Raw genomic sequence first — 23861 nt, forward strand, 5'->3', positions numbered from 1 at the left:
CATTCACGCTAAGCTGCCCAACATCTGTCTCCTCTTATAAGAAGTGATCAGCATCATGGGTAGAGTTGTTGCGGCCGCCGTGTATAGCGCCGGAAAGAAAGTCACCGATATCACCCTCGACGAAGGCGCGGCCTGGGCCGCCAAACCCGGGCATTTTGTGTGGATCGGCCTGGAAGAGCCCAACGCCCTGGAATTGGCCAACCTGCAACGCCAGTTCAACCTGCATGAACTGGCCATCGAAGACGCCCTGGAAAAACACAGCCGCCCCAAGCTGGAAACCTTTGGCGACGCGCTGTTTATCGTCACGTATTCGCCGGTGCGCGAGAACGGCAAACTGGTGTTTATCGAAACCCATATCTTCGCCGGCAACGGCTACGTGATTACCGCACGCAACGGTCACTCGGCATCCTACGGTTTTGTACGTCAGCGCTGTGAGGCGCGACCGCTGTTATTGGAGCATGGGGAAGATTTCGTACTCTATGCGCTGCTGGATTTCGTCACGGAAAACTACCAGCCCGTCAGTGAGGCAATCCATGCCGAGATCGATGAGCTGGAGCGCAATGTGCTGTGCAGTTCGTTAAGCGAACGCGATATCCAGAACCTCCACAGCCTGCGCCGCGACGTGCTGCGGCTCAAGCGTCATGTGGCGCCAATGGTAGAGATCAGCCAGGAGCTGCAGAAACTGAGCTTTCCGTTTATCGACAAAAACATGCGTCCGTATTTCCGCGATGTGCAGATCCATGTCACACGGCAGATGGAAGACCTCACCACCCTGCGCGACATCGCCAGCCAGACCATTGAAATCGGGGTGTTGCTGGAGGCGTCGCGCCAGAGTGTAGTGCAGCGCAAATTCGCCGCCTGGGCGGCGATCCTGGCGTTCCCCACCGCAGTGGCGGGGATTTATGGGATGAACTTCCAGAACATGCCTGAGCTGCAATGGCACTACGGCTATTTTGCGGTGCTCGGGCTGATCGCGGTGGGGTGCACCAGCCTGTGGGCCAGCTTCAAGCGGTCGGGATGGCTTTAACCTCGGCTTCGGGCTTGTGCGCCACAAAGCGCATCATCCATTCCGCTACGGTGACGCCATGGTGCTCGCGTGCCAGGCTGGCCACACCGTTTGAGTAGACTTTTTCGCCCAAGGTTGTCTGAAGAATCTCCAGCAACTCGCGCGAATAATCCTGAACAAATTCCGGGTGGCCCTGGAAGCACAGTACCTGATCGCCGATGTGGTACGCGGCGAACGGGCAAAACTCGCTGGAGGCAATGACTTTGGCGCCCTCCGGCAAGGTAGTCACCTGGTCCTGATGACTGATCAGCAGCGTCAGTTCGGGCACCTCGGGGCTCATCCACGGCGCCTGGGCATCCAGTGTGTAATCATGAATGCCCATGCCCCAACCTTGAGTAGCGCGCTCGGCTTTACCACCCAGCAACAGCGCCAGCAACTGATGGCCGAAGCAGATGCCCAGCAGTTTGTCGCCGCGTTGGTAACGTTCGAGCAAGTAGGTTTTGAGCGTCTGGATCCACGGGTCGGTGCCGAAGGAGTCTGCCTTGCTGCCGGTGACCAGATAGGCGTCAAACTGCTCATCGTCCGGCGGGTACTCCCCGTTCACCACGTTGTACACCACAAACTCGGCAGGGATCGGCTGCTTGGCGAACAGGCGCTTGAACATCTGCCCGTAACCTTGGTACTGATCGATCAAGCCTGGACGCAGGATATCGGTTTCCAGGATGCAGACGCGTAGCGACATAAAAAATACCTGACACGGCGATGGGAATATCGAACACCTCAAGCCTGCCTGCAAACCTACCTGCAAAGCAAGCCCCCGCCACACCTATACGAAACTCTCCCCTCGCGCGGCTTTTTGCAACAACAGTGCCGGCGGCGTAAACCGCTCGCCGTACTGTTCGGCCAAATAACGGGCGCGAGCGATAAAGTCGTTCAGGCCGTATTGATTGATAAATTGCAATGCGCCGCCACTCCACGCCGCAAAACCGATGCCGAAGATCGAGCCCACGTTGGCGTCCGCCGTGGACATCAACACCCCCTCCTCCACACAGCGCACGGTTTCGATGGCTTGGATAAACAGCAAGCGGTCGTGCACGTCCTGCGCCGAGATCCGTTGTTCGGGCCGCTCGAAGCGCTGTTTCAGCTCTGGCCACAGGTATTTCTGCCCGCCACTGGGGTACTCATAAAAACCGCCGCCAGCGGCTTTGCCCAGCCGTTTGAATTCATTGACGAGCCGCTCGATCACCGCCGTGGCTGGATGAGCCAGCACCGCCTGACCTTCGGCCTGCAGATCCTTGGCAGTTTGCTGTCGGATATGGCTCATCAGGCTGAGTGAGACTTCATCGGACACCGCCAGCGGCCCTACCGGCATCCCGGCCTTGCGCGCCTCAGTCTCGATCAACGGCGCGGCCACGCCCTCGCCAAGCATGGCGATACCTTCATTGGTGAAGGTGGCGAACACCCGTGAGGTGAAGAAACCACGGCTGTCGTTGACCACGATGGGGGTTTTCTTGATCTGCAGTACGAAATCAAAACCACGGGCCAGGGTTTCGTCTGAGGTGCGCGAGCCCTTGATGATTTCCACCAAGGCCATCTTGTCCACCGGGCTGAAGAAATGCAGACCGATAAATTTGGCGGGGTCCGGCACCGTCGTGGCCAGGCCGGTGATGGGCAAGGTGGACGTATTGGACGCGATCACCGCATCAGCACCCACTACGCGCTGGGCGGCGGCCGACACCTTGGCCTTGAGTTCACGATCTTCGAACACTGCTTCGATGATCAGGTCACAGCCGGCCAGGTCGCTGTCGTCCTGGGTGGGAAAAATCCGCGCAAGGATGCTTTCGCGCTGTTCGGCGCTCACTTGCCCACGGCCAAGCTTTTTGTCCAGCAGCGCCGCCGCGTGCGCTTTACCCCTCTCGGCCGCCGCCAGGTTGATATCTTTGAGCACTACGTCGATTCCCGCACAGGCGCTGACATAAGCGATGCCCGCCCCCATCATGCCCGCGCCGAGCACACCGAGCTTGCGTGTCACATAAGGTGCAATACCTGCGGGGCGCGAACGCCCGGCATTGATGTCATTGAGCTGGAACCAAAAGGTGCCGATCATGTTCTTGGCCACTTGTCCGGTGACCAATTCGGTGAAATAGCGGGTTTCGATCAGGTGAGCCGTGTCGACGTCTACCTGAGCGCCTTCCACAGCGGCGCAGAGGATTTTCTCCGGCGCCGGGAAACAGCCCTGGGTTTTACTGCGCAGAATCGACGGCGCAATCGCCAGCATCTGCGCGACCTTGGGGTGCGACGGCGTGCCGCCGGGGATCTGATAACCCTTGTTGTCCCAGGGTTGTCTGGCCTCGGGGTTGGCAAGAATCCAGGCGCGGGCCTGGGCCAGCATTGCGTCGCGGTCCGTGGCCAGCGCATGGATCAAACCGGCTTGCAATGCTTGTTGCGGGCGTACTTTTTTACCTTCGAGCAAATACGGCAGGGCTTTTTCCAAGCCCAATAAACGCACCATACGCACCACGCCCCCGCCGCCGGGCAACAGACCCAAGGTGACTTCCGGCAACCCCAGTTGCACCGATGGCTCGTCCAGCGCGATACGGTAATGGCAGGCCAGGCAAATCTCCCAGCCACCGCCCAGCGCCGCACCATTGATGGCGGCCACCACCGGCCTGCCAAGGGCCTCCAGGCGACGTAACTGCGCCTTGAGCACTCGCACGCCGTCGTAGAACGCCTTGGCACCAGCCTTGTCGACGGCGATCAACTCGTTGAGGTCTCCACCGGCGAAAAAAGTCTTCTTGGCCGACGTGATAACCACACCGGCGATGTGGTCCTTTTCCTCTTCAAGACGTGCGACGGTGGCGGCCATGGCCTCGCGGTATACGGCATTCATGGTGTTGGCACTCTGGCCAGGCAGGTCAAGGGTCAGCACCACGATCTGGTCCTGGCCTTTTTCGTAACGAATGGCATCGGTCATAACTAATTCCTTGGGCTCAGAGACGTTCGATCACAGTGGCGATGCCCATGCCACCGCCGACACACAGGGTGGCCAGGCCATAGCGCAGCTGGCGTGCCTCTAATTCGTCGAGCAAAGTACCGAGAATCGCACAGCCGGTGGCGCCCAACGGGTGGCCCATGGCGATCGAACCGCCATTGACGTTGACCCGCGCGGGGTCGATACCCATGTCCTTGATGAACTTGAGCACCACCGAGGCGAAGGCTTCGTTGACTTCGAACAAGTCGATGTCTTCCACGCGCAAACCGGCCTTGACCAAGGCTTTGCGGGTGGCCGGCGCCGGGCCAGTGAGCATGATGGTGGGGTCGGTGCTGGTCACCGCCGTGGCAACAATCCGCGCCCGTGGGTGCAAGCCCAGCTCACGGCCCTTGGCCTCTGAGCCGATCAGCATCAATGCGGCACCGTCGACGATGCCGGAACTGTTGCCCGGTGTGTGCACATGCTGGATCCGCTCTACATGGCTGTAGACCCGCAACGCGGTGGCGTCGAAGCCCATCTGCCCGATCATCTCGAAACTGGGCTTGAGCTGGCCGAGCCCTTGGAGGGTGGAGTCGGCGCGGATAAATTCGTCGTGATCCAGCAGCACAATGCCATTTTGGTCCTGCACTGCGATCAACGACTTATTGAAGGAACCGTCTGCACGGGCCCTGGCTGCTTTCTGTTGGGAGTGTAAGGCAAAGGTATCGACGTCCTCGCGGGTGAAACCTTCCAACGTTGCGATCAAGTCCGCGCCAATACCCTGGGGGGTGAAATGGCTGTGCAGATTGGTCTGCGGGTCCAGAACCCAGGCGCCGCCGTCGCTGCCCATGGGCACGCGGGACATGGACTCGACGCCGCCCACCACCACCAAGTCTTCAAAGCCGGAGCGCACTTTCATCGCGCCCAGGTTGACCGCCTCCAGGCCCGAGGCGCAGAAGCGGTTGATCTGCACGCCAGCGACGCTGATGGCCCAGTCGGCAGCCAGTGCGGCAGTCTTGGCGATATCCGCACCTTGGTCGCCAATTGGGGTGACGCAGCCGAGCACGATGTCATCCACCTGCTGGGTGTCGAGGTCGTTGCGTTGCGCCAGCGCCGTAAGCAACCCGGCGGCCAGGTTGACCGGTTTGACACTGTGCAAGGCACCGTCGGCCTTGCCCTTGCCCCTGGGTGTGCGTATGGCATCAAAGATCAAAGCTTGGGTCATGACGTCCTCGAACCGCGTGCGTGTGTGCCCTTACCTTAAGCCCGATTGACACGGTTTCAATGACGGATGCGCTCACTGACTTTGACCCTCATGCTCGGACGAACGGTAGGTGCCTATGCTAATTGCCGGATTAATCGTTTTAGCTGTCTAGCCAAGGCATTGGCGCCAAGCTGGCGTTATGCCTCATGTCGTTTTAAGCGCGAATTCGTATTAGCTGATACGAAATGGATCTAAGCCACGAAGAACGAGGGCTCTAAGGTTCAATCAGTAAGACGTTGCTGCCGGGTTTTGCCGGAGCGGCTGTAAGAAAAGCGACACGTCATAGCGCCATACTGGACGACCACGGCACGCATTTGACGCTCAGGAATAACAACAAAAGGCAGTCAGCCATGTTCAAGCATTCGAAAGTACGTCAGGCGGGACTTATTCTCTTCGCCACCACATTGATACTGATCCTACCCAACCTCACCAAGGTGATTGGGTGACCCTTCAGCCCCCGAATTCTGGGCATTTATCGCATCAGGATTGCAGCTTTTGGCAGCACCTGCCGGGACTTCGCCGTGCGCGATCCTGTGGCAGGGGCTGTCTTTTTACCCGCGTTTTTCCGGTATCGTGAGCGCTTTCGCCACGTCTTATTACCGGGCCTTCCTCTTGAAACCGATCTTCGCCCTTCTCCTCGTGCTGTTTGCCCTGCCGGTCACGGCGGCATCCCTGACAATCGAACTCGACCACACCAGCAAGACCTGGCAGAGCGCCGACCTGCTCAAGCATCCGGCTGCGCAGACTGTGCGTATCGTTGATGACGTTTCCTACAAGCGCACCATGACGTATCGCGCAGTGCCGCTGGCGCTACTCCTGCCGGGTCTTAAGCCGGAACACCATGTGCAAGCCGTTGCACTGGATGGCTTCGCCGCCGAGCTGAGCGCTGGCCCACTGCTGCAAACCCACGGTGCCCGCGCATGGCTGGCCGTGGAAGACCCCGCGCAGCCATGGCCGGCACTGGCCGACGGCAAGCCTAGCGCAGGTCCGTTCTATCTGGTGTGGACCGACCCACAGGCCGGGCCTATCAGCCCCGAACAGTGGCCATTCCAGATTTCCAGCATCAAACAGTTGAAAACCGTGGCGGAGCGCTTTCCCGCCCTCCTCCCCGACCCGAAACTCGCAGCCGACGACCCGATCAATCAGGGTTTTGCACTGTTCCAGAAAAACTGCCTGGCGTGCCATCGCCTCAATGGCGCGGGGGATGCGCAGGTGGGACCGGACCTGAATATTCCCTACAACCCTACGGAATATTTCGCCGCCGATTTCCTCAAGCGCTACATCCGTGATCCGCAAAGCCTGCGGCATTGGCCACAGGCAAAAATGCCCGCGTTCACCGCCAGCGTGTTGCCGGACCATGAACTGGACCTGCTGGTGGGCTATCTGAAGCACATGGCGGGGCGTAAGCAGCCGTAAAGCTCAGCGCTCACCTTCGTTTGGCGGGTGAGCTTCACGGTGGAGGCTGGTTATTGCTGCTGGACTGAAATGACCGGCATCGGCGCCACGGATACTTTGGCGTGCATCTGTTCATGCCCGCCACCCCGGCGCATGCCGCGTACCGGGCAGGCATCGAGATAATCCAGGCCCACGGCCAGTTTCAAGTGGCGTTCCGGACGTGCCAGACGGTTGGTCACGTCGAAGCTGTACCAGGCGTCGTCCAGCCAGGCTTCGGCCCAGGCGTGGCTGGCCAAGTGAGTGCTGTCTTCGCTGTACAAATACCCCGACACATATCGTGCAGGAATCCCCAGGCTGCGCGCGCAAGCCAGGAACACATGGGCATGGTCCTGGCATACCCCCGCACGGCCAGCGAAAGCATGAGCGGCGCAGGTGTCGACTTCAGTGGCGCCAGGCGTGTAGACCATGGTTTCGTTGAGCGCGTGCATCAAATCAATCAGGGCGCTGCGGTCGCGCCGTTGGCCGCACTGCTGCTGGGCGAACCCACGCAGGGCTTCATCGGCCTCGGTCAGGCGGGTGCCGCGCAGGAATGGGTAGGCCGACTGTTGCTCGTGCTCGGCCTCGCGCAACTCATCGATATCCACCTGACCACGGGCGCCGATGATGATGGCGTCGTGGGGCTCATCCAGGGTCAGCACATGCAGGATATTGCCGAATGGGTCGACCTGCGCGCGCACCGGGCGCGGCAGATCCAGTTGCCAGCTGAGCACATGCTGGCGCTCGCTGTCGTGGGGCGTGAGGCGCAGGTACTGGATGCTGGCGCGCACCTGGTCTTCATAGTGGTAGGTGGTTTCGTGGCTGATGGAAAGTCTCATGCCGCCTCCAAGTAGGAATGGTAGATGGCATCGCCCAATTGGCGGACCAGGGGGATAAAGTCGGTCAGCCAGGCATGCAGGCCTTCTTCAAGAATTTCATCGATGGCGGTGAAGCGCAGGCGCGCATCCATCTCGGCGGCCAGGCGCTGCGCCGGGCGGCCATTGAGGCCCGGCAGGCTGGCGAGGATTTGGTCGATCTCTTCGCTGCACGCACGCAGCGAGCGCGGTACATCGGCGCGCAACAGCAGCAACTGCGCCACTTGCCGGGCACCGGGGGCGTCGCGATAGATTTCGGTGTAAGCCTCGAACGAGGACAAAGCACGCAGCAACGCGCTCCACTGGTAGTAGGCGTGAGCCGTGCCATCGGTGACGGCGTCGGCGTGGTCGCCGGCCATTTCATAGCGCGCATCCAATAGACGAAGCGTGTTGTCGGCGCGCTCGATAAAGGTCCCCAAGCGAATGAAACGAAATGCGTCATTACGCATGATGGTGCCGTAGGTCGCGCCACGGAACAGGTGGGAGCGCTCCTTGACCCACTCGCAGAAACGGCTCATGCCATAACGGCTCAGGCCTTGCTGGGCGATATCGCGAATGTCCAGCCAAGTGGCATTGATGTTTTCCCACATGTCTGCGGTGATTCGCCCACGCACCGCATGGGCGCTGGCCCGCGCTGCGCCCAGGCAACTGTAGATACTGGCGGGGTTTGCCGCGTCCAGGGCAAAAAAGTGCAGCAGGCGCTCGGCGTGCAACTCTCCGTGGCGCTCGTGGTAATCCTCCAGGGTGCCGGTGATCAACAACGGCATCGCCAGTTCATGCAGGCCATCGCCGCGTCCGTCCTGGGGCATCAGCGACAGCGAATAACTCACGTCGAGCATGCGCGCGAGGTTTTCCGCACGCTCCAGGTAGCGCGACATCCAATACAGATCCGAAGCAGTTCGACTCAACATGGCATCAGTCCTCCACCACCCAGGTGTCTTTGGTGCCGCCGCCCTGGGACGAGTTGACCACCAGCGAGCCTTCGCGCAGGGCCACGCGAGTCAGGCCGCCGGGGACCACACGCGTCTCCTTGCCGGACAGCACGAACGGGCGCAGGTCGATATGGCGCGGGGCAATACCGTTTTCCACAAAGGTCGGGCACGTGGATAGACACAGCGTGGGCTGGGCAATATAGGCATGGGGCTTGGCCATGATGCGCGCGCGAAAGGCTTCGATCTGCGCCGCCGTGGAGGCCGGGCCGACCAGCATGCCGTAGCCGCCGGAGCCTTGGGTCTCCTTGACCACCAACTGCGGCAGGTTAGCCAGTACGTGGGATAACTCGTCAGGCTTACGGCACTGGAATGTCGGAACGTTTTGCAGGATCGGCTCTTCATCCAGGTAAAAGCGGATCATCTCGGTGACGAAGGGGTACACCGACTTGTCATCCGCGACGCCTGTACCGATGGCATTGGCCAGCACCACATTGCCCGAACGATAGGCAGCCAACAGGCCGGGCACTCCGAGCATGGACTCCGGGTTGAAGGCCAAGGGGTCGAGGAACGCGTCGTCGAGACGGCGATAAATCACGTCCACCGCTTTGGGGCCATCGGTGGTGCGCATAAATACACGGTCATCGCGCACGAACAGATCGGCGCCTTCAACCAGTTCCACGCCCATTTCCCGGGCGAGAAACGCATGTTCGAAAAACGCGCTGTTGAATCGGCCCGGGGTCAGCACCACCACGCTGGGGTTATCCAGGGGGCTGGCGCTTTTTAGGGTATCGAGCAGCAGGTTGGGGTAATGATCGATCGGCGCAATGCGCTGGGCGGCGAACAGTTCGGGGAACAGGCGCATCATCATCTTGCGGTCTTCAAGCATGTAGCTGACACCGCTGGGTGTACGCAGGTTGTCTTCCAGCACGTAGTAAGTGCCGTCGCCATCGCGTACGAGATCGACCCCGGCGATGTGGGCATACAGATTGCCGTGCAAGTTCAGGCCCTGCATTGCCAATTGGTATTGCTCGTTGGCCAGCACCTGTTCGGCGGGAATGATCCCCGCTTTGATGATGCGTTGCTCGTGGTAAAGGTCAGCGAGAAACATATTCAACGCCTTGACCCGCTGAATACAGCCACGCTCGATAATCCGCCATTCACTGGCCGGTATGCTGCGGGGGATGGTGTCGAAAGGGATCAGGCGCTCGGTGCCCTGTTCGTCCCCGTACAGGGTGAAGGTGATCCCGGCGCGGTGAAACAGCAAATCGGCTTCGCGCCGGCGCTGGGCCAGCAGTTCATCAGGGGTTTGGGCCAACCAGCGGGCGAACTCGCGGTAATGGGGGCGGACCTGCCCTGCCCCGTCGTACATTTCGTCGTAATAAGTGCGGATCATGCCGTACTCCTTGTCACCCGGACGCAAGAACCATCGCAAGGCCCGTGCCATCGGCATAAACACTTAAAAATCAGTGAGTTGAATAGATCCAGGCAGTTAATCGCACCTTCCTGGTGCGTCGAATGCCTGGTGTGTCGTGGCGCGCTTCATCGTAATGCGGGCTTTGACTATCAAGAGCATAGTCAGAGTTGATTTCACTGGCCCGCCATAGCTGCGGATAATCGCCACCATCTGCTGAACAGACCTTCAGCGCTCCGCTCTTCCCTTCGGCCACCCTACTCGGGTGGCTTTTTTTTGGTGCATGAAAAGAGCCCGCAAGTTCCGCCGGGGTTCGCGCCGGCGCAAACAAAATCGGCCGACCCGAAGGTCAGCCGATACGCTGCGTTGCTAACGATGTGAAGGACGCACCATTACATCGGCCGCCCCCGCACCTCCTGCTTGACGCCCCAGCCCTCGATAATGCCGCCCAAGGGCTCGACCACTGCTTCAAAGTCTTGCTCGAAGTCTCCTATGCCGTCGTAGGTTGCAGACATGATCTTGCTCAGTTCCAGGTACCAGGCGCCATCATCGCGCGCACTGACCTGAGCGTTCAGGGATTCGCCACGAAATTCGCCCGCAGCTCTGCGCGCCCGTTCTTCGTCGGGGAAAATCGCGTAGAACTCAATGGGATGGAACCGTGAAAAATCGAAACCGCCTTCTTTCATGCGGCGCAGAACGTGGGTGCTGATGTCTTCTTGATAGGCTGTGCTCATGAAAAGTGCTCCTCAATACGATGGATAGACTTTCCGTGCTTCCCGAAGCCCGCGCCTTACTGGCGAGGGAACTACGGCAATGGTTTCACCGCTGGAAAACAAGCATGTAGCTGACAAGACCAGACCTTAGCGATTCATTCGCTGATCTCGTTTGCAGAGTAGCGCGAAGCAATCGCCTCCACCAGAGGCGCTTGGGTGGAGGACAGGGAATATTCAGGCGGCGGGAGAAATGTCGAGAATCTGGATACTGTTCTGGTCTTTGAGGATCTTGACCGTCGGCTCCGGCTTGCGCCCCTCAAGGTCATTGAGGTCGAGTTCGGCGGCAACCGGCACCAGTTTGCTGCGAATCATATGCGCAGCGTCTTCGAGGCTGGGCTTTTGTTCGCAGGTGAACTGCTCTACGGATTTTTCGCCGTGATCATCAACGAAGGTAATTTGCCACGTTTGCATCGGTGCCTCCTCGATAAAACCCGTGTGTGGGCTCACCTTTATCTGGACCTTGGGGGTTCGCCAAACGTTCCACCCAAGGCAGGAAGCACCCGATCAATCGCGCTTATTTTTCCGCGCGGGCTTTGAGCGCCTTGAGGGTGTTGAACGGCGCGTCGACCACGAACTTGTTGGCCAGCCACGAAGGCACGCTGCCGCCTGGCTCGGTGTGCACCTGGTAGGTCACTTCGGTTTCGTTAGCGCCCTTTGGCACCAGTCTCCAGAAACCTTCGACCTGGGCCACACGTACGAAGCCTTTTTCCTCAGGCTTGTAAGTCGGCACGCCTTCCAGCTTGCGGGTCACGCTGCCGTCAGCCGCTTTGGTGGAGGTGACATGGGTATAAGAGTCACGCGGCGTCACAGGCCATGGCGTGTTGAACTGGGTGTAGGTCCAGGCCTCGTCGCCTTTGCTGTCGATCAGCTTTTGCGACTTGCACTCATGAATCCAGGCACATGCGCCAACCACGTCCTCCTGGATAGCGAGGATCTTGGCGACGGGCGCCTTGATCACCGTTACACCTCGATACGCCTTGTATTTGGAGCCGGCAACTTCGCTCAGGGATACCTTGATGCCGTCGTCGTCTTTGGCGGTCACCCATTCTTCAGCCTGGGCGGTGGCCGCAAATAACACGGTAAAGCCGCACACCACAGCCAATCGTTTCAGCGAACCCATTGTTGTATTCCTTATTGTTCAAGTTCCGAGAGTAAAGCCCATCAAGCCGCCGTCATCTGTTCCCACCAGCCGATCAAACGGATCGCATCGGCCTGGTCGGTGCCGCACACCTCGATATCAGCCTTGAAATCACTGCACACCGCCGGCCGTTCCGGCTGGCCGAACAGTTGGCAGAGCAGTTCGACAGACAGGTGCACACAGCGTTCACCCGCCGGCTTGCCATTGGGCATGCCGGGCAACGGCGAACTGATGGAGGGGGCGATGCAGCAAGCGCCACAGCCTTCACGGCATTTCATGACCAGCAGGTCCTCGACGACTCAATAGGATGGCCGGGCTAGAGTACGCCCTTAAACAGCCGTTTTAAAATGGTCCAACATCGGTTTTTCACACAAAACGAAAGTGACTGACCAGTCTGCGACAGATGGTCGAAACGTCGAGTCACTTGGTAGGAAAAGTTTACTGCTTGAATTCGAAATCCAGCGCCGCTCCCTCGACATCACGCCGCTCTTCGTTGCGCAATTGCAGGCGCATTTCGTTGCTGAGCAGGCGACCGTTAATCTGGAAAGCGCTGTTGTCGGTGGGCTTCTCAGCGAACATCGGAGGCAGCAACGGCACGCTTTTGGGCTGGGGCATGGTGCCCAGCGGCTGCAAGTGCCTGACCATGTCCGAAGGCAATGACAGGTCCAACTGGGCCGGCGGCAGTTTGGTCTCGGCCACTTCGTGGGCAGACTTGGCCTTTTTGGCCGCCGCGCGTTTCTTGGCGGCGGCGTTTTTTTTCGCAGAAGCGGCCGTCTTAGCCGGCGCCGGCTTAGTGTTCTGTGCGCTCGCCGCGGGCTTGCTTTCGCTCACAGGAGTCGCCGCCAACAGCGTGGGGACGTTAAACAGGCTTAACAGGCCAATCACCAAAACAACTCGGAACATCGAGGTCATATCGCCTACAGCATTAACGGCAGAAGGCCACATGCTCGCCTGTTGAGGGCAACATGACAAGCGCATTGATTAGCCAGCTATCGGCAATGTGCCCATTGTGTATGTCGGCCGTGCCTTAAAGTCCGGCGGCGGTCTCCTGGCACAGCTGACTGGCCAGCATCCCCAAGGTCATCAACGCCCGCTCTGCCTCGCGGTTCCACGGCGTACCGCAGTTGAGCCGGATGCAGTGGTTGAATTGCTCGGTGTTACTGAAGATCAACCCGGGCGCGATGCTGATGCCCTGCTGCAAGGCACGCACATGCAGTTCCTGGGTATTGACCCGTCCGGGCAAACTGACCCACAGGATAAAACCGCCGGTGGGACGGGTCATCTGTGTGCCTTCCGGAAAGTACTGCTGCACCGCCAGCTGGAAGGCGCTCAGGTTCTTGCGGTATTCCTGGCGGATGTAGCGCAAATGCCTGTCATAACCGCCGTTCTCCAGGTACGCCGCCACGCCCATTTGGGTCACGCTACAGGCCGAGTGGGTGCTGAACATCTGCAGACGCTGGATCTCCTGCTGGTACTTGCCGGCAATCATCCAACCGATACGCACGCCGGGGGATAAGGTTTTGGAGAAGCTGGAGCAATAGATCACCCGGTCCAGGCGGTCATAGGCTTTGAGAGCCTTGGTGCGGCCCAGCTCGAACATCAGCTCGCCGTAGATATCGTCCTCGACGATCTGGATATCGAAATCCGAAGCCAACCGCAGCAGGTGTTTCTGCCGCTCCTCAGGCATGGTGCCACCCAAGGGATTACTCAGCCGCGTGGTCAGCACCAGCGCCTTGATCGACCATTGGTTGGCGGCCAGTTGCAGGGCTTCCAGGCTCATGCCGGTGGCCGGGTCGCTGGGAATCTCAATGACCTTCAGGCCCAGCAGATCCGCCAGTTGCAGCAGGCCGTAATAAGTGGGGGATTCCGCCGCGATCAGGTCGCCGGGGCGGGTCAGCACACGCAGTGACATCTGCAACGCATCGACGCACCCGTGGGTGATCACCACTTCGGAAGGGTCTACCACCACGCCGGCATCGCGCATGCGAATCGCCACCTGGCGGCGCAGCGGCTCGAAGCCGGGGCTGAACATATAGCTGAATGCCCGCGGGCTCTGGAAACGCGTGACCTTGGCCAATTGCTGATGCAGCGCGCGCACCGGCAGGTAGTCGACGCTCGGCACCGCAGCGCCCAACGGGAACACACCTTCGCGGCGCGACTCGCCCAGAACCTGCTGGATAATGCTGCTGCGCGTGACCAGCCCCGGGCGCTCCACCCGTGCGATATCCGGCGTGGGCGCGGTGAGCGCGGGGGTTTGATGCACGTAGTAACCGGACTGCGGTCGCGCCCTGATCAGCCCCTGGTCCTCCAGGTTGGCATAGGCTTGCAATACCGTGGCGTGGCTTACATTGAGCTGGGAACTCATCTTACGTACCGAAGGCACGCGTTCGCCCGGTTGATAAACACCACGCCGGATATCCTCAGCCAGTTGCTGAGCGATACGTTGGTACAGCAAGAGATTGGTCATGTCGCAGCACTCGATTTCACGGGCATTTTATTTTTGTGTGAAACATACCGGCACAGTTTAGAAGTGTACGGGGACAGTTGCCACAATAGTCGAGCACGACGGGCAGTGATAGCAAAAACTGTAAGGGTGGCGCTGAGGATATTCAGGCTTGTGCAAAAAAAATGTGGGTAGGGGTTTGCCCCTCCCACATTTTTAGTCAGCGTAAGGCTTCAGCGGGCGGCGCCCAGTTGGCCCTTGGCATCGGAAAACACGATTTCTACGCGACGGTTCTGCGCGCGGCCGCGCTCGGAAGCGTTAGCTTCCACCGGGTACTGGTCGCCATAGCCTTCGACCTGAATGCGCTTTTCGTCTATGCCCAGGTCTACCAGCACATCGGCTACCGATTGCGCGCGGTCACGGGACAGTTTGAGGTTTTCCTGCTCGCCACCGGTACTGTCGGTGTAACCCTCGATGCGCACCACGCGCTTGGGGTTCAGTTGCAGAAATTGCACGATCTTGAGCACGGTGCGGTTGGCCGAGTTTTTCAGTTCCGCCTCGCCGGTGTCGAACAGCACATCGCCCAGGGTCATCACCAGGCCCCGATCGGTCTGGGTGGTAGCCAGGCTGGCGATCTGCTCTTCGAGCCATTTGCCCTGTTGCTGCACGCTGCTCAGTTTGCTTTCGCGTAGGGCTAGTTGCAGGCGCTGACGTTCCAGTTCGAGCTTGGCGCCGCGCTCTTCATTGAGTGCCTGTTCGGTGTGTTCGCGGGCGATGGCGCTGTAGCGCTGGCTCAAGTAGGCGTAGTGCACGACGTCGGCGCCGCTGCCCCAGTAGCTGGACAAGCGATCGGCGCGGGCCAGGGATTCACCTGCCCGAATCACGTCCTTGGGCGCGATGCGCAACACATTGGCGTCTTCCTTGACCTTCTGAAAGTCGCTCCCCGCCTGTTGCAAGGCCTGCTCGCCACTCGGGTGGCTGGCACATCCGCCCAGCAACGCGCTGCCCAGCAGCACTGCGCAGCTCACACCTCGGATCATCGGGCTCATTGGGCGTCTCCCAATTGCAATTGCTTGCGCAGGCGCGTGATACGGGTGTTGAGCACGTTCAGTTGTTCCTGGCTCTTGCGAGTCAGCACTTTGGCTTCGGCCAGACGCGCGTCCAGCTCGGCCTGTTCGGCTTGCATGCGCGCGTCCTTGAAGGATTGCTCGGCCATATCGGCCTTGGCCTGGGTGAATTTGTCCTCGGCCAGCTTCAACTCGGGGGATTCATCGGCATTGGCGCCGACGGCACTGGCCTGTTCCAGGGCTTGCTGGGTGAGGCGTATTTGTTCATTCGGCGCAGGATCGGCTGCACATCCCGCCAGAGCGACAACGGCGAGGGCCGCGAAAAGAGGTCGAAGAGTCACTGAAAATCCCTACTTTGTTGGGGTGCCGACAGATTGTTGCAGTTGCGCCTTCCAGCGCTCGATATTGCGCTGCAGAGCGGCTTGTACCCCATCGGACCCGGCCAATTCTGTCATCTTTTTGGCCAGCTGTCCGCGCAGCCATGGATCATTGCAGGCCGAGTTGTGGGAAATCGCCAGGTACAGGCCAGGTTGGTCGACGGGCACATCACGGGCGACCAGGTCGCTGCTCATGCCCAGCGACTGCGCCATGGCGGTGCCGGAATAGCGACCGGCCAGCACATATTCCACCTCCCCCAGCAACAACTTTTGAAATGCAGGCGTCAACGTGGGAAAGCGTTGCAGGCTCAGTTGCTGATTGGCGAAGGTTTCAAATTCACGGCTTAGGCGCGCACGCTCGGAAATGGCGCCTTTATGACCGTGAAGGTCGGCGGCCGTGGCATAGGCCAGCGCTGAATCCTTGCGCGTCCAGACCAGATAATCGGTCTGCATCAGGGCCGGATGGATATAGTCGAAGTGGTCCAGCTCCGCCAAGTTTAGCGGTGCATCGGCCAGCATATCCATGCGTCCGCTGCGTGCTTCATCCGAAGCCAGGGTGCGCTTGCCGCCGTAGAGCAGGTCGATTTTCAGCCCCAGATCACTGGCGACTTGCTGCAACACATCGGCAGTGGCGCCGATCAGGTGCGTGGGGTCCTGCGGGTCGCGCCATAAGAGCGGCGGTGCGTCCGGGCTGCCGGTAATCACCAGACGATCACATTTACCGGCAGCCAGCGACAAGGTCGGCAGTAACAGCGTGATACCCAGCAGTGCGGTCCAAGGGCGCAGGTCCATGGCACGGTTCTCCAATTTTCAAAAAAGCCGGGCATAAAAAAGCCCGGTCATACGACCGGGCCCTTTATAAGTGAAGCGACTGGATTAGACCAGCTTCTCCAACTCAGGTACGGCTTCGAACAAGTCCGCTACCAGACCGTAATCGGCTACCTGGAAGATCGGTGCTTCTTCGTCCTTGTTGATCGCGACGATCACTTTGGAGTCTTTCATGCCGGCCAAATGCTGGATCGCGCCGGAGATACCGACGGCGATGTACAGCTGTGGCGCAACGATCTTGCCGGTCTGGCCGACCTGCATGTCGTTGGGTACGAAACCTGCGTCGACGGCCGCGCGGGAAGCGCCAACCGCGGCGCCCAGCTTGTCGGCCAGGGCGTACAGGTGCTTGAAGTTGTCACCGTTCTGCATGCCACGCCCGCCGGAAACGACGATCTTGGCAGCGGTCAGTTCAGGACGGTCGGACTTGGCCAGTTCTTCGTTGACGAAGCTGGACGTGCCGGCGTCGTGGGCAGCCGCAACCGCTTCAACAGCGGCCGAACCACCTTCGGCGGCGACCGGATCGAAACCGGTGGCACGCACGGTAATCACTTTGATCGCAGCGCTCGATTGCACGGTGGCAATGGCGTTACCGGCATAGATTGGGCGTTTGAACGTGTCGGCGCTTTCGACCGAGATGATCTCGGAGATCTGGTCAACGTCCAGCTGCGCGGCAACCCGTGGCAGGATGTTTTTGCCGTTGGAGGTGGCGGCGGCCAGGATGTGGCTATAGCCCTTGCCCAACTCGGCGACCAGCGGCGCAACGTTTTCTGGCAGCTGGTGCGCATAGGCGGCGTTGTCAGCGTTCAGAACCTTGCTCACACCGGCGATTTTTGCAGCGGCTTCAGCCACGGCGCCCGCGCCTTGGCCGGCGACCAGTACGTGAATGTCGCCACCGATCTTAGCGGCGGCAGCCACGGTGTTCAGGGTGGCCGGAGCCAGCACCTTGTTGTCGTGTTCGGCGATTACCAAGATAGTCATGTTCAGATTACCTTCGCTTCGTTTTTCAGTTTCTCGACCAGTTCGGCCACCGACTTGACCTTGATGCCCGCGCTGCGTGCAGCCGGCGCTTCGACTTTGACGGTCTTGTTGGTGGAGGCGGTGGAAACGCCCAAGGCATCCGGAGTCAGCGACTCAAGCGGCTTTTTCTTGGCTTTCATAATGTTTGGCAGGGACGCGTAGCGCGGCTCGTTCAAACGCAGGTCGGTGGTGACGATGGCCGGCAGTTTCAGGGAAACCGTCTGGGCGCCGCCGTCGATTTCGCGGGTCACAGCAACGCTGTCGCCGCTTACTTCGACCTTGGAAGCGAAGGTGCCCTGGCCGTAACCGGTCAGTGCAGCCAGCATCTGGCCGGTCTGGTTGTTGTCGCTGTCGATAGCTTGTTTGCCCAGGATCACCAGCTGAGGCTGTTCCTTATCGACAACGGCTTTGAGCAACTTGGCCACGGCCAGGGAGGTCAGGTCCTCGGCAGACTCGACCAGGATGGCGCGGTCCGCGCCCAGGGCCAGGGCAGTGCGCAACTGCTCTTGAGCAGTGGTTGGGCCGATGGACACCACGACGATTTCAGTCGCAACGCCTTTCTCTTTCAGACGCACTGCTTCTTCAACAGCGATCTCGCAGAAAGGGTTCATCGACATTTTGACGTTAGCAAGATCGACGCCGGAATTGTCCGCCTTGACGCGAACTTTCACGTTGTAATCGACAACGCGTTTGACAGCTACAAGAACCTTCATGGATTCCTCGTTACTCTCCGGTGAAAAGAAAGTCGCCTAGGCGAACCTGGCGGTTGATGCTCATCGGCACACAAGGGCACCTCCAAAAACCTCGGCAGCGGCAAACCGACGCAAGTGACGACCGTTCGTCAGGGGTGACTGGGAGGTCATTCCTAATCGCGGCGTGTAAACTGCGCGCCATTCTTTGCACGCGTACCTGCCGTTTCTACCGTTGCGTTGCTTTTGGACGTGCTCTTGAAACCCGCTGTCTGCCTACGGTAAGCGCAAAACCGACCGTATCTTGACCGGAACGCCTATTCTGGTCAATACGGCAAAATGGTCAGTCATAAGCCGCGTTGCTTTGATTTACCTAGCCTGCGGGCAATTCAAACAAACGTTTGTATTGGACGCTGACAGTGGTCTATATATAATGCGCCACCTAGAGAGAACGGTGGGTCTTACCGTTGCTGTAAGACGATGCCGAACCTCCATCCATTAGAAAAAAAGCCTGTTGAGCCTTGAGTAGGAGATAGCCTGTGGAACGCGAATACATGGAATTCGACGTGGTCATCGTCGGCGCTGGCCCGGCTGGCCTGTCCGCCGCCTGCCGACTGAAGCAGAAGGCCGCCGAAGCCGGTAAGGAAATCAGCGTCTGCGTGGTCGAGAAAGGCTCTGAAGTCGGCGCCCATATCCTCTCCGGTGCCGTGTTCGAACCACGCGCCCTGAACGAACTGTTCCCGGACTGGAAAGAACTCGGCGCCCCACTCAACACCCCCGTGGTGCGCGACGACATCTATGTACTGCGCAGCAGCGATTCCTCGACCAAAGTGCCTGACTTCTTTGTGCCCAAGACCATGCACAACGAAGGCAACTACATTATTTCCCTGGGCAACCTGTGCCGCTGGCTGGCCCAGCAGGCCGAGAACCTCGGCGTGGAAGTCTACCCAGGCTTCGCCGCTCAGGAAGCACTCTTCGACGAAAATGGCGTGGTGCGTGGGATCATCACCGGCGACCTCGGCGTCGACCGCGAAGGCAAGCCGAAAGAAGGCGTATATACCCCCGGCATGGAACTGCGCGGCAAGTACACGCTGTTCGCCGAGGGCTGCCGTGGCCATATCGGCAAGCAACTGATCCAGCGTTTCAAGCTGGACAGCGATGCCGACGCCCAGCACTACGGTATCGGTCTCAAGGAAATCTGGGAAATCGACCCGGCCAAGCATCAGCCAGGCCTTGTGGTGCACACCGCCGGTTGGCCGCTGGATATCATGAGCAACGAGAACACTGGTGGCTCGTTCCTTTATCACTTGGAAAACAACCAGGTAGTCGTCGGCCTGATCGTTGACCTGTCCTACAGCAACACCTTCCTGTCGCCGTTCGATGAGTTCCAGCGCCTCAAGCACCACCCGGTACTGGCCCAGTACCTGGAAGGCGGCAAGCGCATCAGCTACGGTGCTCGTGCACTGGCCAAGGGCGGCATTAATTCGCTGCCGAAAATGGTCTTCAAGGGTGGCGCGCTGATCGGCTGCGACCTGGGCACCATGAACGTGGCCAAGATCAAAGGCAGCCACACCGCCATGAAGTCCGGCATGCTTGCCGCTGACGCCGTGGCCGAGCGTCTGTTCGCCGAGTCCGAAGGCGGTGACGAGTTGACCAACTACGTCGACAGCTTCAAAGCCAGCTGGCTGTACGAAGAATTGTTCGCCAGCCGCAACTTCGGCCCGGCGATGCACAAGTTCGGCCCGATCATCGGTGCAGGCTTTAACTGGTTCGACCAAAACATCCTGGGCGGCAAGATGCCGTTCACCCTGCACGACACCAAGCCGGACTACGCCTGTCTTAAACTGGCCAAGGACTGCCAGAAGATCGACTACCCCAAGCCCGACGGCAAACTGAGCTTCGATAAACTCAGCTCGGTGTTCATCTCCGGTACCAACCACGAAGAAGAACAGCCCTGCCACTTGAAGCTCAAAGACCCAAGCATCCCGATCGGCACCAACCTGCCGCTCTACGATGAACCGGCGCAACGCTACTGCCCGGCCGGCGTGTATGAAGTGATCACCCAGGAAGACGGCGAGAAGCGCTTCCAGATCAACGCCCAGAACTGCGTGCACTGCAAGACCTGTGACATCAAGGACCCTTCGCAGAACATCACCTGGGTCACGCCGGAAGGCGCGGGCGGGCCGACTTACCCGAATATGTAAGCCAGAGAAGGCTCCCACATGGGAGCCTTTTTTATAGTTGTCATCAGTCCTGTGTGGAAGGGAGCAAGCCCGCCTCCCACCTTTGGATTGTGTCTTCGCCTGAACTCACTACGCCGCACGCTCTTCACCCGGATTGCGCAAAAAGTAGCGCTTATATTCCCGGCTGAACTGCGACGTACTCTGATATCCCACGCTGTGCGCCGCCTGCGCCACGCCCATGCCGTCCACCAGCAGCAACTGCTGCGCCTTCAACAACCGCAAACGCTTGAGGTACTGCACGGGCGACAACAAGGTGCAGCGCTTGAAGTGCTCGTGAAAGGTCGACGCGCTCATGTGCGCGAAACCGGCCAACGTCTCGATATTCAGCGGCTCGGCGTAATGGGCATGCAGATGATTTAGCGAGGTGGCGATGCGCGAGAACTGCCCCTGCTGCTCCACCAATGCGCGCAGCACATCGGCCTGAGGCCCGCGCAAGGCGGTAAACAGCAATTCGCGCACCCGCGACGGGCCGATGATCCGGCTTTCCAGCGGATCGTGCAGGCACTGCAACAGTCGCTCGACGCAACCTCGCATCGCGTCGTCGAGCACCACCGAACTCATCGACGCCAATGTCTGCGCAGCGGGCGGTGGTCCGGCCTGAATACCCATGGCCATGACCAGCTCGCCGAGCACCACGCGGTCGATCCCCACCGTCACCCCCAGCAACGGCGCGCCGGGCGCCATGGCAAAGGTCTCGCACTCGAACGGCACCGGCATCGCCTGGATCAAGTAATGCCCGGCGCCGTACTCCAGCGTACGCGGGCCCAGGTACGCGACTTTGCTGCCCTGGGCCACGAACATCAGGCTCGGCTCATAGATCTGCGGACCGCGTGCCACATCACAACTGGCACGCAAAACCTGTACGCCAGGCAAGTGGGTCGGGGAGAAACCGTCACGGGTCGTGAGGCCCTCGATCAAGGAAACCAACGTGGCGTTGGCGTCGAGATGGCGGGTCAATAGCATAAAAGCAGTTCTCGGGAGTTTTCAGATCTGAGCATCAGCAAGCTTCAACCTCAAGCTGCAAGAGAGCGCGCAGTTTATAGCTTGCGGCTTGTAGCTTGCTGCTTTTAGCTGCTCCCCCGGAGTTTTAGGCATGAGACTCGGAGCAATCGCCATGGCCGCCAAGCAAGTCGATGGAGACAATGGCCCGCCTCACTTGTCATTGTTTTTGCGAGGTTCTCTGCATGTACACCGCCATCGGTTACGCCGCCCAGTCGGCCACCACTCCCCTCGCCCCCATGAGTTTCCAACGTCGCAGCCCACGGGCCGACGACGTGGCCATCGAGATTCTGTACTGCGGCGTGTGCCACTCTGACATTCACCAGGCGCGCAACGAGTGGGGCATCGCCGTCTACCCGCTGATGCCCGGCCACGAGATCGTCGGCAAAGTCACCGCCGTGGGCGCCAGCGTCACCGCGCACAAAGTCGGCGACCTGGTGGGCGTGGGCTGCATGGTCGACTCGTGCCGCCAGTGCCAGGCTTGCCAGTCGGACCTCGAGCAATACTGCCTTGAAGGCCCGACCATGACCTACGCCACCCCCGACCGTGTGGACGGTAGCAACACCATGGGCGGCTACTCCGACAGCATCGTGGTCAGCGAACATTTTGTGGTGAAGATCCCGGCCAAGCTCGACCTGGCCAGCGCTGCGCCGATCCTGTGCGCGGGCATCACCACCTACTCACCGCTAAAACACTACGGGGTCAAGGCTGGCGACAAAGTCGGGATTCTCGGCATGGGTGGCCTGGGCCACATGGGCATCAAGTTCGCCAAGGCCATGGGCGCGGAAGTGACGCTGTTTACCCGTTCCGCGAGCAAGGCCGAAGAAGGCCGTCGCCAGGGCGCCGATCATGTGATCGTGTCCACCGATGCCGAGCAAATGAAAGCCGCCGCCGGGCACTTCGACTTCCTGCTGGACACCATCCCGGTGCAGCACGACCTGAACCCCTACCTCGACACCCTGCGTTTTGACGGCGTGCATATTCTGGTGGGCCTGATCGAGCCGGTGGACCCGCCCGTCAATGCCGCGAAACTGGTGCTGGGGCGCAAAGTGCTGGCCGGCTCGTTGATCGGCGGTATTGCCGAAACCCAGGAAGTCCTGGATTTCTGTGCCGAGCATGGCATCACCTGCGATATCGAAATGCTCGACATCCGCCAGATCAACGAGGCTTACACCCGCATGATCGCCGGCGATGTGAAGTACCGCTTTGTCATCGACATGGCGACCCTCAAGGTCTGATCAGGCCTTCGCACCCAACTCCGCCGACAGCCGTGCTGCGACCTGTTTGATTACAGGGATCAGCTCGGCCATTTTTTCCAGCGGCATGTAGGGCACGGTACTGGCGATGCTGATGCCGGCGACGATCCGCCGGCTGGCATCGCGCACCGGTGCGGCCACGCAACGGATCGACGGTTCGTTGTCTTCCAGATCGAACGCATAACCACCCGCCACGTACTCGTGCATGCGTTGCTCGAACTGCGCCCAGGATTGCTCAGGATGGTGGGGCCACTGCAGATTCTTCCCGCCTGCCGGCAGGCTGGCGTCGTACAAGCGTTGCCATTCCTGTACCGAATCATCCAGCAACATCGCCTTGCCCACCCCGGTACGCGCCAACGGCATGCGATGGCCGACCCGCGAGCGCATTTCCGGGCCGTAGCGGCCAGGGTTCTTGTGCAGGTAGAGCACATCGTCGTGTTCGCGGATGGCCAAGTGGATGGTGTCGCCGGTCAGCGCCGATAGTTCGTCCAGGTACGGCACCGCCAGGGTAACCAGCGGCAACTCTTCGCGCGCCTGGAACCCCAGCTCGATCAACTTCGGCCCCAACAGGTAACCAACTTGCGGCACCACACGCAGGTAACGCTCGTCCACCAGGCAACTGGCCAGGCGGTGGGTGGTGCTGCGAGTGGTGCCGATGCGCTTGGCGATCTCTTTCAGATCCCGCGCACCCGCCGCCACCGCCTGCACCACCCCCAGGCCACGCAACAGGGTCTGGGTGCCGGTGGGGGCGGCGTCTTTGACGGGGGTGTGGGCGTTTTCCTGCATATCGGGCCTATTGGGAAGTACGAAAACGGGCGCCATTATGGCAAATACCCGAGGGCATCACAGTGCGGATATCTATGTAGGGGGCTTTGCCCAATGGCTGTGGGTCAGTTTGAACATCCGGGTCTGACACACCGCTATCGGGGGCAAGCCCCCTCCCACCTTTTGATTTCACATGACCAAGGCTCAGCGTTGTTTCATGGGCTCAGTCACCGCTGCCAGCACCAGCATCGAACAGCCTTACTGTGGGAGGGGGCTTGCCCCCGATTACGGAGTGTCAGTCTGCATTTTTGCTTCTGATACACCGCTATCGGGGGCAAGCCCCCTCCCACATTGAGTCCTTACAGGGCATGGAGTC

At 60.0% G+C, this 23861-nt stretch carries 23 protein-coding genes; 4 read left to right on the forward strand and 19 right to left on the reverse strand.

Annotated features, from left to right (window positions below):
• The first annotated feature begins 55 nt into the window (after positions 1-55).
• Positions 56-1027, forward strand: a complete 972-nt coding sequence (locus QRN41_RS10905; RefSeq protein ID WP_034099751.1) for a magnesium and cobalt transport protein CorA — start codon at positions 56-58, stop codon at positions 1025-1027.
• Here the strand turns inward: QRN41_RS10905 and QRN41_RS10910 are convergent.
• The 3 genes from QRN41_RS10910 to QRN41_RS10920 all read right to left on the reverse strand — a co-directional run bounded on the left by QRN41_RS10910 (position 1005) and on the right by QRN41_RS10920 (position 5202).
• Positions 1005-1748, reverse strand: a complete 744-nt coding sequence (locus QRN41_RS10910; RefSeq protein ID WP_034099752.1) for an amidotransferase — start codon at positions 1746-1748, stop codon at positions 1005-1007. The genes QRN41_RS10905 and QRN41_RS10910 overlap by 23 nt on opposite strands.
• A gap of 84 nt (positions 1749-1832) precedes the next feature.
• Positions 1833-3980, reverse strand: a complete 2148-nt coding sequence (locus QRN41_RS10915) for a 3-hydroxyacyl-CoA dehydrogenase NAD-binding domain-containing protein (protein WP_285421549.1) — start codon at positions 3978-3980, stop codon at positions 1833-1835.
• A gap of 16 nt (positions 3981-3996) precedes the next feature.
• Positions 3997-5202, reverse strand: coding sequence for an acetyl-CoA C-acetyltransferase (locus QRN41_RS10920; protein ID WP_285421550.1), 1206 nt, complete (start codon positions 5200-5202; stop codon positions 3997-3999).
• Positions 5203-5853: 651 nt separating this feature from the next.
• On the opposite strand from QRN41_RS10920, the gene QRN41_RS10925 reads away from it, so the two are divergent.
• Complete coding sequence (locus QRN41_RS10925; RefSeq protein ID WP_285421558.1) at positions 5854-6657, forward strand: c-type cytochrome; 804 nt, start codon at positions 5854-5856, stop codon at positions 6655-6657.
• A 50-nt stretch (positions 6658-6707) separates the two neighbouring features.
• Here QRN41_RS10925 and QRN41_RS10930 read toward each other — a convergent pair whose 3' ends face one another.
• From QRN41_RS10930 to QRN41_RS10995, 14 genes are all read right to left on the reverse strand, one after another.
• Positions 6708-7511 carry a transglutaminase family protein gene (locus QRN41_RS10930; protein WP_034099755.1) on the reverse strand — a complete coding sequence of 268 codons (804 nt, stop codon included), beginning with the start codon at positions 7509-7511 and terminating at the stop codon, positions 6708-6710.
• On the reverse strand, positions 7508-8458 hold the full coding sequence (locus QRN41_RS10935) for an alpha-E domain-containing protein (protein WP_094065026.1): 951 nt from the start codon (positions 8456-8458) through the stop codon (positions 7508-7510). Before QRN41_RS10935 ends, QRN41_RS10930 begins: the two co-directional genes overlap by 4 nt.
• 4 nt (positions 8459-8462) lie before the next feature.
• Positions 8463-9872 (reverse strand): circularly permuted type 2 ATP-grasp protein, encoded by a 1410-nt coding sequence (locus QRN41_RS10940; protein ID WP_034099757.1) that lies wholly within the window; start codon positions 9870-9872, stop codon positions 8463-8465.
• 410 nt (positions 9873-10282) lie between these two features.
• Positions 10283-10624 carry a ribonuclease E inhibitor RraB gene (locus QRN41_RS10945; RefSeq protein WP_034099758.1) on the reverse strand — a complete coding sequence of 114 codons (342 nt, stop codon included), beginning with the start codon at positions 10622-10624 and terminating at the stop codon, positions 10283-10285.
• 213 nt (positions 10625-10837) lie between these two features.
• Positions 10838-11074 (reverse strand): hypothetical protein, encoded by a 237-nt coding sequence (locus QRN41_RS10950; protein WP_034099759.1) that lies wholly within the window; start codon positions 11072-11074, stop codon positions 10838-10840.
• 103 nt (positions 11075-11177) lie between these two features.
• Positions 11178-11783, reverse strand: coding sequence for an START domain-containing protein (locus QRN41_RS10955; protein WP_285421551.1), 606 nt, complete (start codon positions 11781-11783; stop codon positions 11178-11180).
• A gap of 41 nt (positions 11784-11824) precedes the next feature.
• The gene (locus tag QRN41_RS10960) at positions 11825-12079 is read right to left on the reverse strand and encodes a YkgJ family cysteine cluster protein (protein WP_034138977.1); all 255 of its coding nucleotides are present in this window, start codon (positions 12077-12079) and stop codon (positions 11825-11827) included.
• Positions 12080-12239: 160 nt separating this feature from the next.
• Positions 12240-12713 carry a translation initiation factor 2 gene (locus QRN41_RS10965; RefSeq protein ID WP_285421552.1) on the reverse strand — a complete coding sequence of 158 codons (474 nt, stop codon included), beginning with the start codon at positions 12711-12713 and terminating at the stop codon, positions 12240-12242.
• A 115-nt stretch (positions 12714-12828) separates the two neighbouring features.
• The gene (locus tag QRN41_RS10970; RefSeq protein WP_094065029.1) at positions 12829-14268 is read right to left on the reverse strand and encodes an aminotransferase-like domain-containing protein; all 1440 of its coding nucleotides are present in this window, start codon (positions 14266-14268) and stop codon (positions 12829-12831) included.
• 209 nt (positions 14269-14477) lie between these two features.
• Positions 14478-15293 carry an OmpA family protein gene (locus QRN41_RS10975; protein ID WP_034099764.1) on the reverse strand — a complete coding sequence of 272 codons (816 nt, stop codon included), beginning with the start codon at positions 15291-15293 and terminating at the stop codon, positions 14478-14480.
• Positions 15290-15652, reverse strand: coding sequence for a DUF4398 domain-containing protein (locus QRN41_RS10980; protein ID WP_034138979.1), 363 nt, complete (start codon positions 15650-15652; stop codon positions 15290-15292). Before QRN41_RS10980 ends, QRN41_RS10975 begins: the two co-directional genes overlap by 4 nt.
• Before the next feature lie 9 nt (positions 15653-15661).
• Positions 15662-16480 carry a substrate-binding periplasmic protein gene (locus QRN41_RS10985; protein ID WP_094065030.1) on the reverse strand — a complete coding sequence of 273 codons (819 nt, stop codon included), beginning with the start codon at positions 16478-16480 and terminating at the stop codon, positions 15662-15664.
• A gap of 84 nt (positions 16481-16564) precedes the next feature.
• Entirely contained in the window at positions 16565-17494 is a 930-nt protein-coding gene (locus QRN41_RS10990; protein ID WP_034099767.1) for an electron transfer flavoprotein subunit alpha/FixB family protein, read from the reverse strand.
• A 2-nt stretch (positions 17495-17496) separates the two neighbouring features.
• A complete protein-coding gene (locus QRN41_RS10995) occupies positions 17497-18246 on the reverse strand; it encodes an electron transfer flavoprotein subunit beta/FixA family protein (protein ID WP_034099768.1) in 750 nt (249 codons plus the stop codon).
• Between the two features lie 515 nt (positions 18247-18761).
• Here QRN41_RS10995 and QRN41_RS11000 point away from each other — a divergent pair.
• The gene (locus QRN41_RS11000; RefSeq protein WP_285421553.1) at positions 18762-20426 is read left to right on the forward strand and encodes an electron transfer flavoprotein-ubiquinone oxidoreductase; all 1665 of its coding nucleotides are present in this window, start codon (positions 18762-18764) and stop codon (positions 20424-20426) included.
• Positions 20427-20534: 108 nt separating this feature from the next.
• Here the strand turns inward: QRN41_RS11000 and QRN41_RS11005 are convergent, their stop codons facing one another.
• Positions 20535-21428 (reverse strand): AraC family transcriptional regulator, encoded by an 894-nt coding sequence (locus tag QRN41_RS11005; protein ID WP_034138982.1) that lies wholly within the window; start codon positions 21426-21428, stop codon positions 20535-20537.
• Positions 21429-21649: 221 nt separating this feature from the next.
• Between QRN41_RS11005 and QRN41_RS11010 the strand changes: the two genes are divergently transcribed.
• Positions 21650-22702, forward strand: coding sequence for an NAD(P)-dependent alcohol dehydrogenase (locus tag QRN41_RS11010; RefSeq protein ID WP_034099771.1), 1053 nt, complete (start codon positions 21650-21652; stop codon positions 22700-22702).
• On the opposite strand, the gene QRN41_RS11015 is transcribed toward QRN41_RS11010, so the two are convergent.
• Positions 22703-23506, reverse strand: a complete 804-nt coding sequence (locus QRN41_RS11015; protein ID WP_034099772.1) for an IclR family transcriptional regulator — start codon at positions 23504-23506, stop codon at positions 22703-22705.
• Positions 23507-23861 lie beyond the last annotated feature (355 nt).

The organism is Pseudomonas sp. efr-133-TYG-23, from assembly GCF_030209215.1.
GTDB classification, from domain to species: Bacteria; Pseudomonadota; Gammaproteobacteria; order Pseudomonadales; family Pseudomonadaceae; genus Aquipseudomonas; species Aquipseudomonas rhodesiae.

Coding starts and splice junctions, on each gene's coding strand:
- QRN41_RS10915 (WP_285421549.1), bottom strand. CDS start 3,980: ATGACCGATGCCATTCGTTACGAAAAAGGCCAGGACCAGATCGTGGTG.
- QRN41_RS10935 (WP_094065026.1), bottom strand. CDS start 8,458: ATGTTGAGTCGAACTGCTTCGGATCTGTATTGGATGTCGCGCTACCTG.
- QRN41_RS10955 (WP_285421551.1), bottom strand. CDS start 11,783: ATGGGTTCGCTGAAACGATTGGCTGTGGTGTGCGGCTTTACCGTGTTA.
- QRN41_RS10970 (WP_094065029.1), bottom strand. CDS start 14,268: ATGACCAATCTCTTGCTGTACCAACGTATCGCTCAGCAACTGGCTGAG.
- QRN41_RS11010 (WP_034099771.1), top strand. CDS start 21,650: ATGTACACCGCCATCGGTTACGCCGCCCAGTCGGCCACCACTCCCCTC.
- QRN41_RS10930 (WP_034099755.1), bottom strand. CDS start 7,511: ATGAGACTTTCCATCAGCCACGAAACCACCTACCACTATGAAGACCAG.
- QRN41_RS10965 (WP_285421552.1), bottom strand. CDS start 12,713: ATGACCTCGATGTTCCGAGTTGTTTTGGTGATTGGCCTGTTAAGCCTG.
- QRN41_RS10950 (WP_034099759.1), bottom strand. CDS start 11,074: ATGCAAACGTGGCAAATTACCTTCGTTGATGATCACGGCGAAAAATCC.
- QRN41_RS10920 (WP_285421550.1), bottom strand. CDS start 5,202: ATGACCCAAGCTTTGATCTTTGATGCCATACGCACACCCAGGGGCAAG.
- QRN41_RS10940 (WP_034099757.1), bottom strand. CDS start 9,872: ATGATCCGCACTTATTACGACGAAATGTACGACGGGGCAGGGCAGGTC.
- QRN41_RS11015 (WP_034099772.1), bottom strand. CDS start 23,506: ATGCAGGAAAACGCCCACACCCCCGTCAAAGACGCCGCCCCCACCGGC.
- QRN41_RS11005 (WP_034138982.1), bottom strand. CDS start 21,428: ATGCTATTGACCCGCCATCTCGACGCCAACGCCACGTTGGTTTCCTTG.
- QRN41_RS10985 (WP_094065030.1), bottom strand. CDS start 16,480: ATGGACCTGCGCCCTTGGACCGCACTGCTGGGTATCACGCTGTTACTG.
- QRN41_RS10975 (WP_034099764.1), bottom strand. CDS start 15,293: ATGAGCCCGATGATCCGAGGTGTGAGCTGCGCAGTGCTGCTGGGCAGC.
- QRN41_RS10960 (WP_034138977.1), bottom strand. CDS start 12,079: ATGAAATGCCGTGAAGGCTGTGGCGCTTGCTGCATCGCCCCCTCCATC.
- QRN41_RS10990 (WP_034099767.1), bottom strand. CDS start 17,494: ATGACTATCTTGGTAATCGCCGAACACGACAACAAGGTGCTGGCTCCG.
- QRN41_RS10910 (WP_034099752.1), bottom strand. CDS start 1,748: ATGTCGCTACGCGTCTGCATCCTGGAAACCGATATCCTGCGTCCAGGC.
- QRN41_RS10995 (WP_034099768.1), bottom strand. CDS start 18,246: ATGAAGGTTCTTGTAGCTGTCAAACGCGTTGTCGATTACAACGTGAAA.
- QRN41_RS10905 (WP_034099751.1), top strand. CDS start 56: ATGGGTAGAGTTGTTGCGGCCGCCGTGTATAGCGCCGGAAAGAAAGTC.
- QRN41_RS10945 (WP_034099758.1), bottom strand. CDS start 10,624: ATGAGCACAGCCTATCAAGAAGACATCAGCACCCACGTTCTGCGCCGC.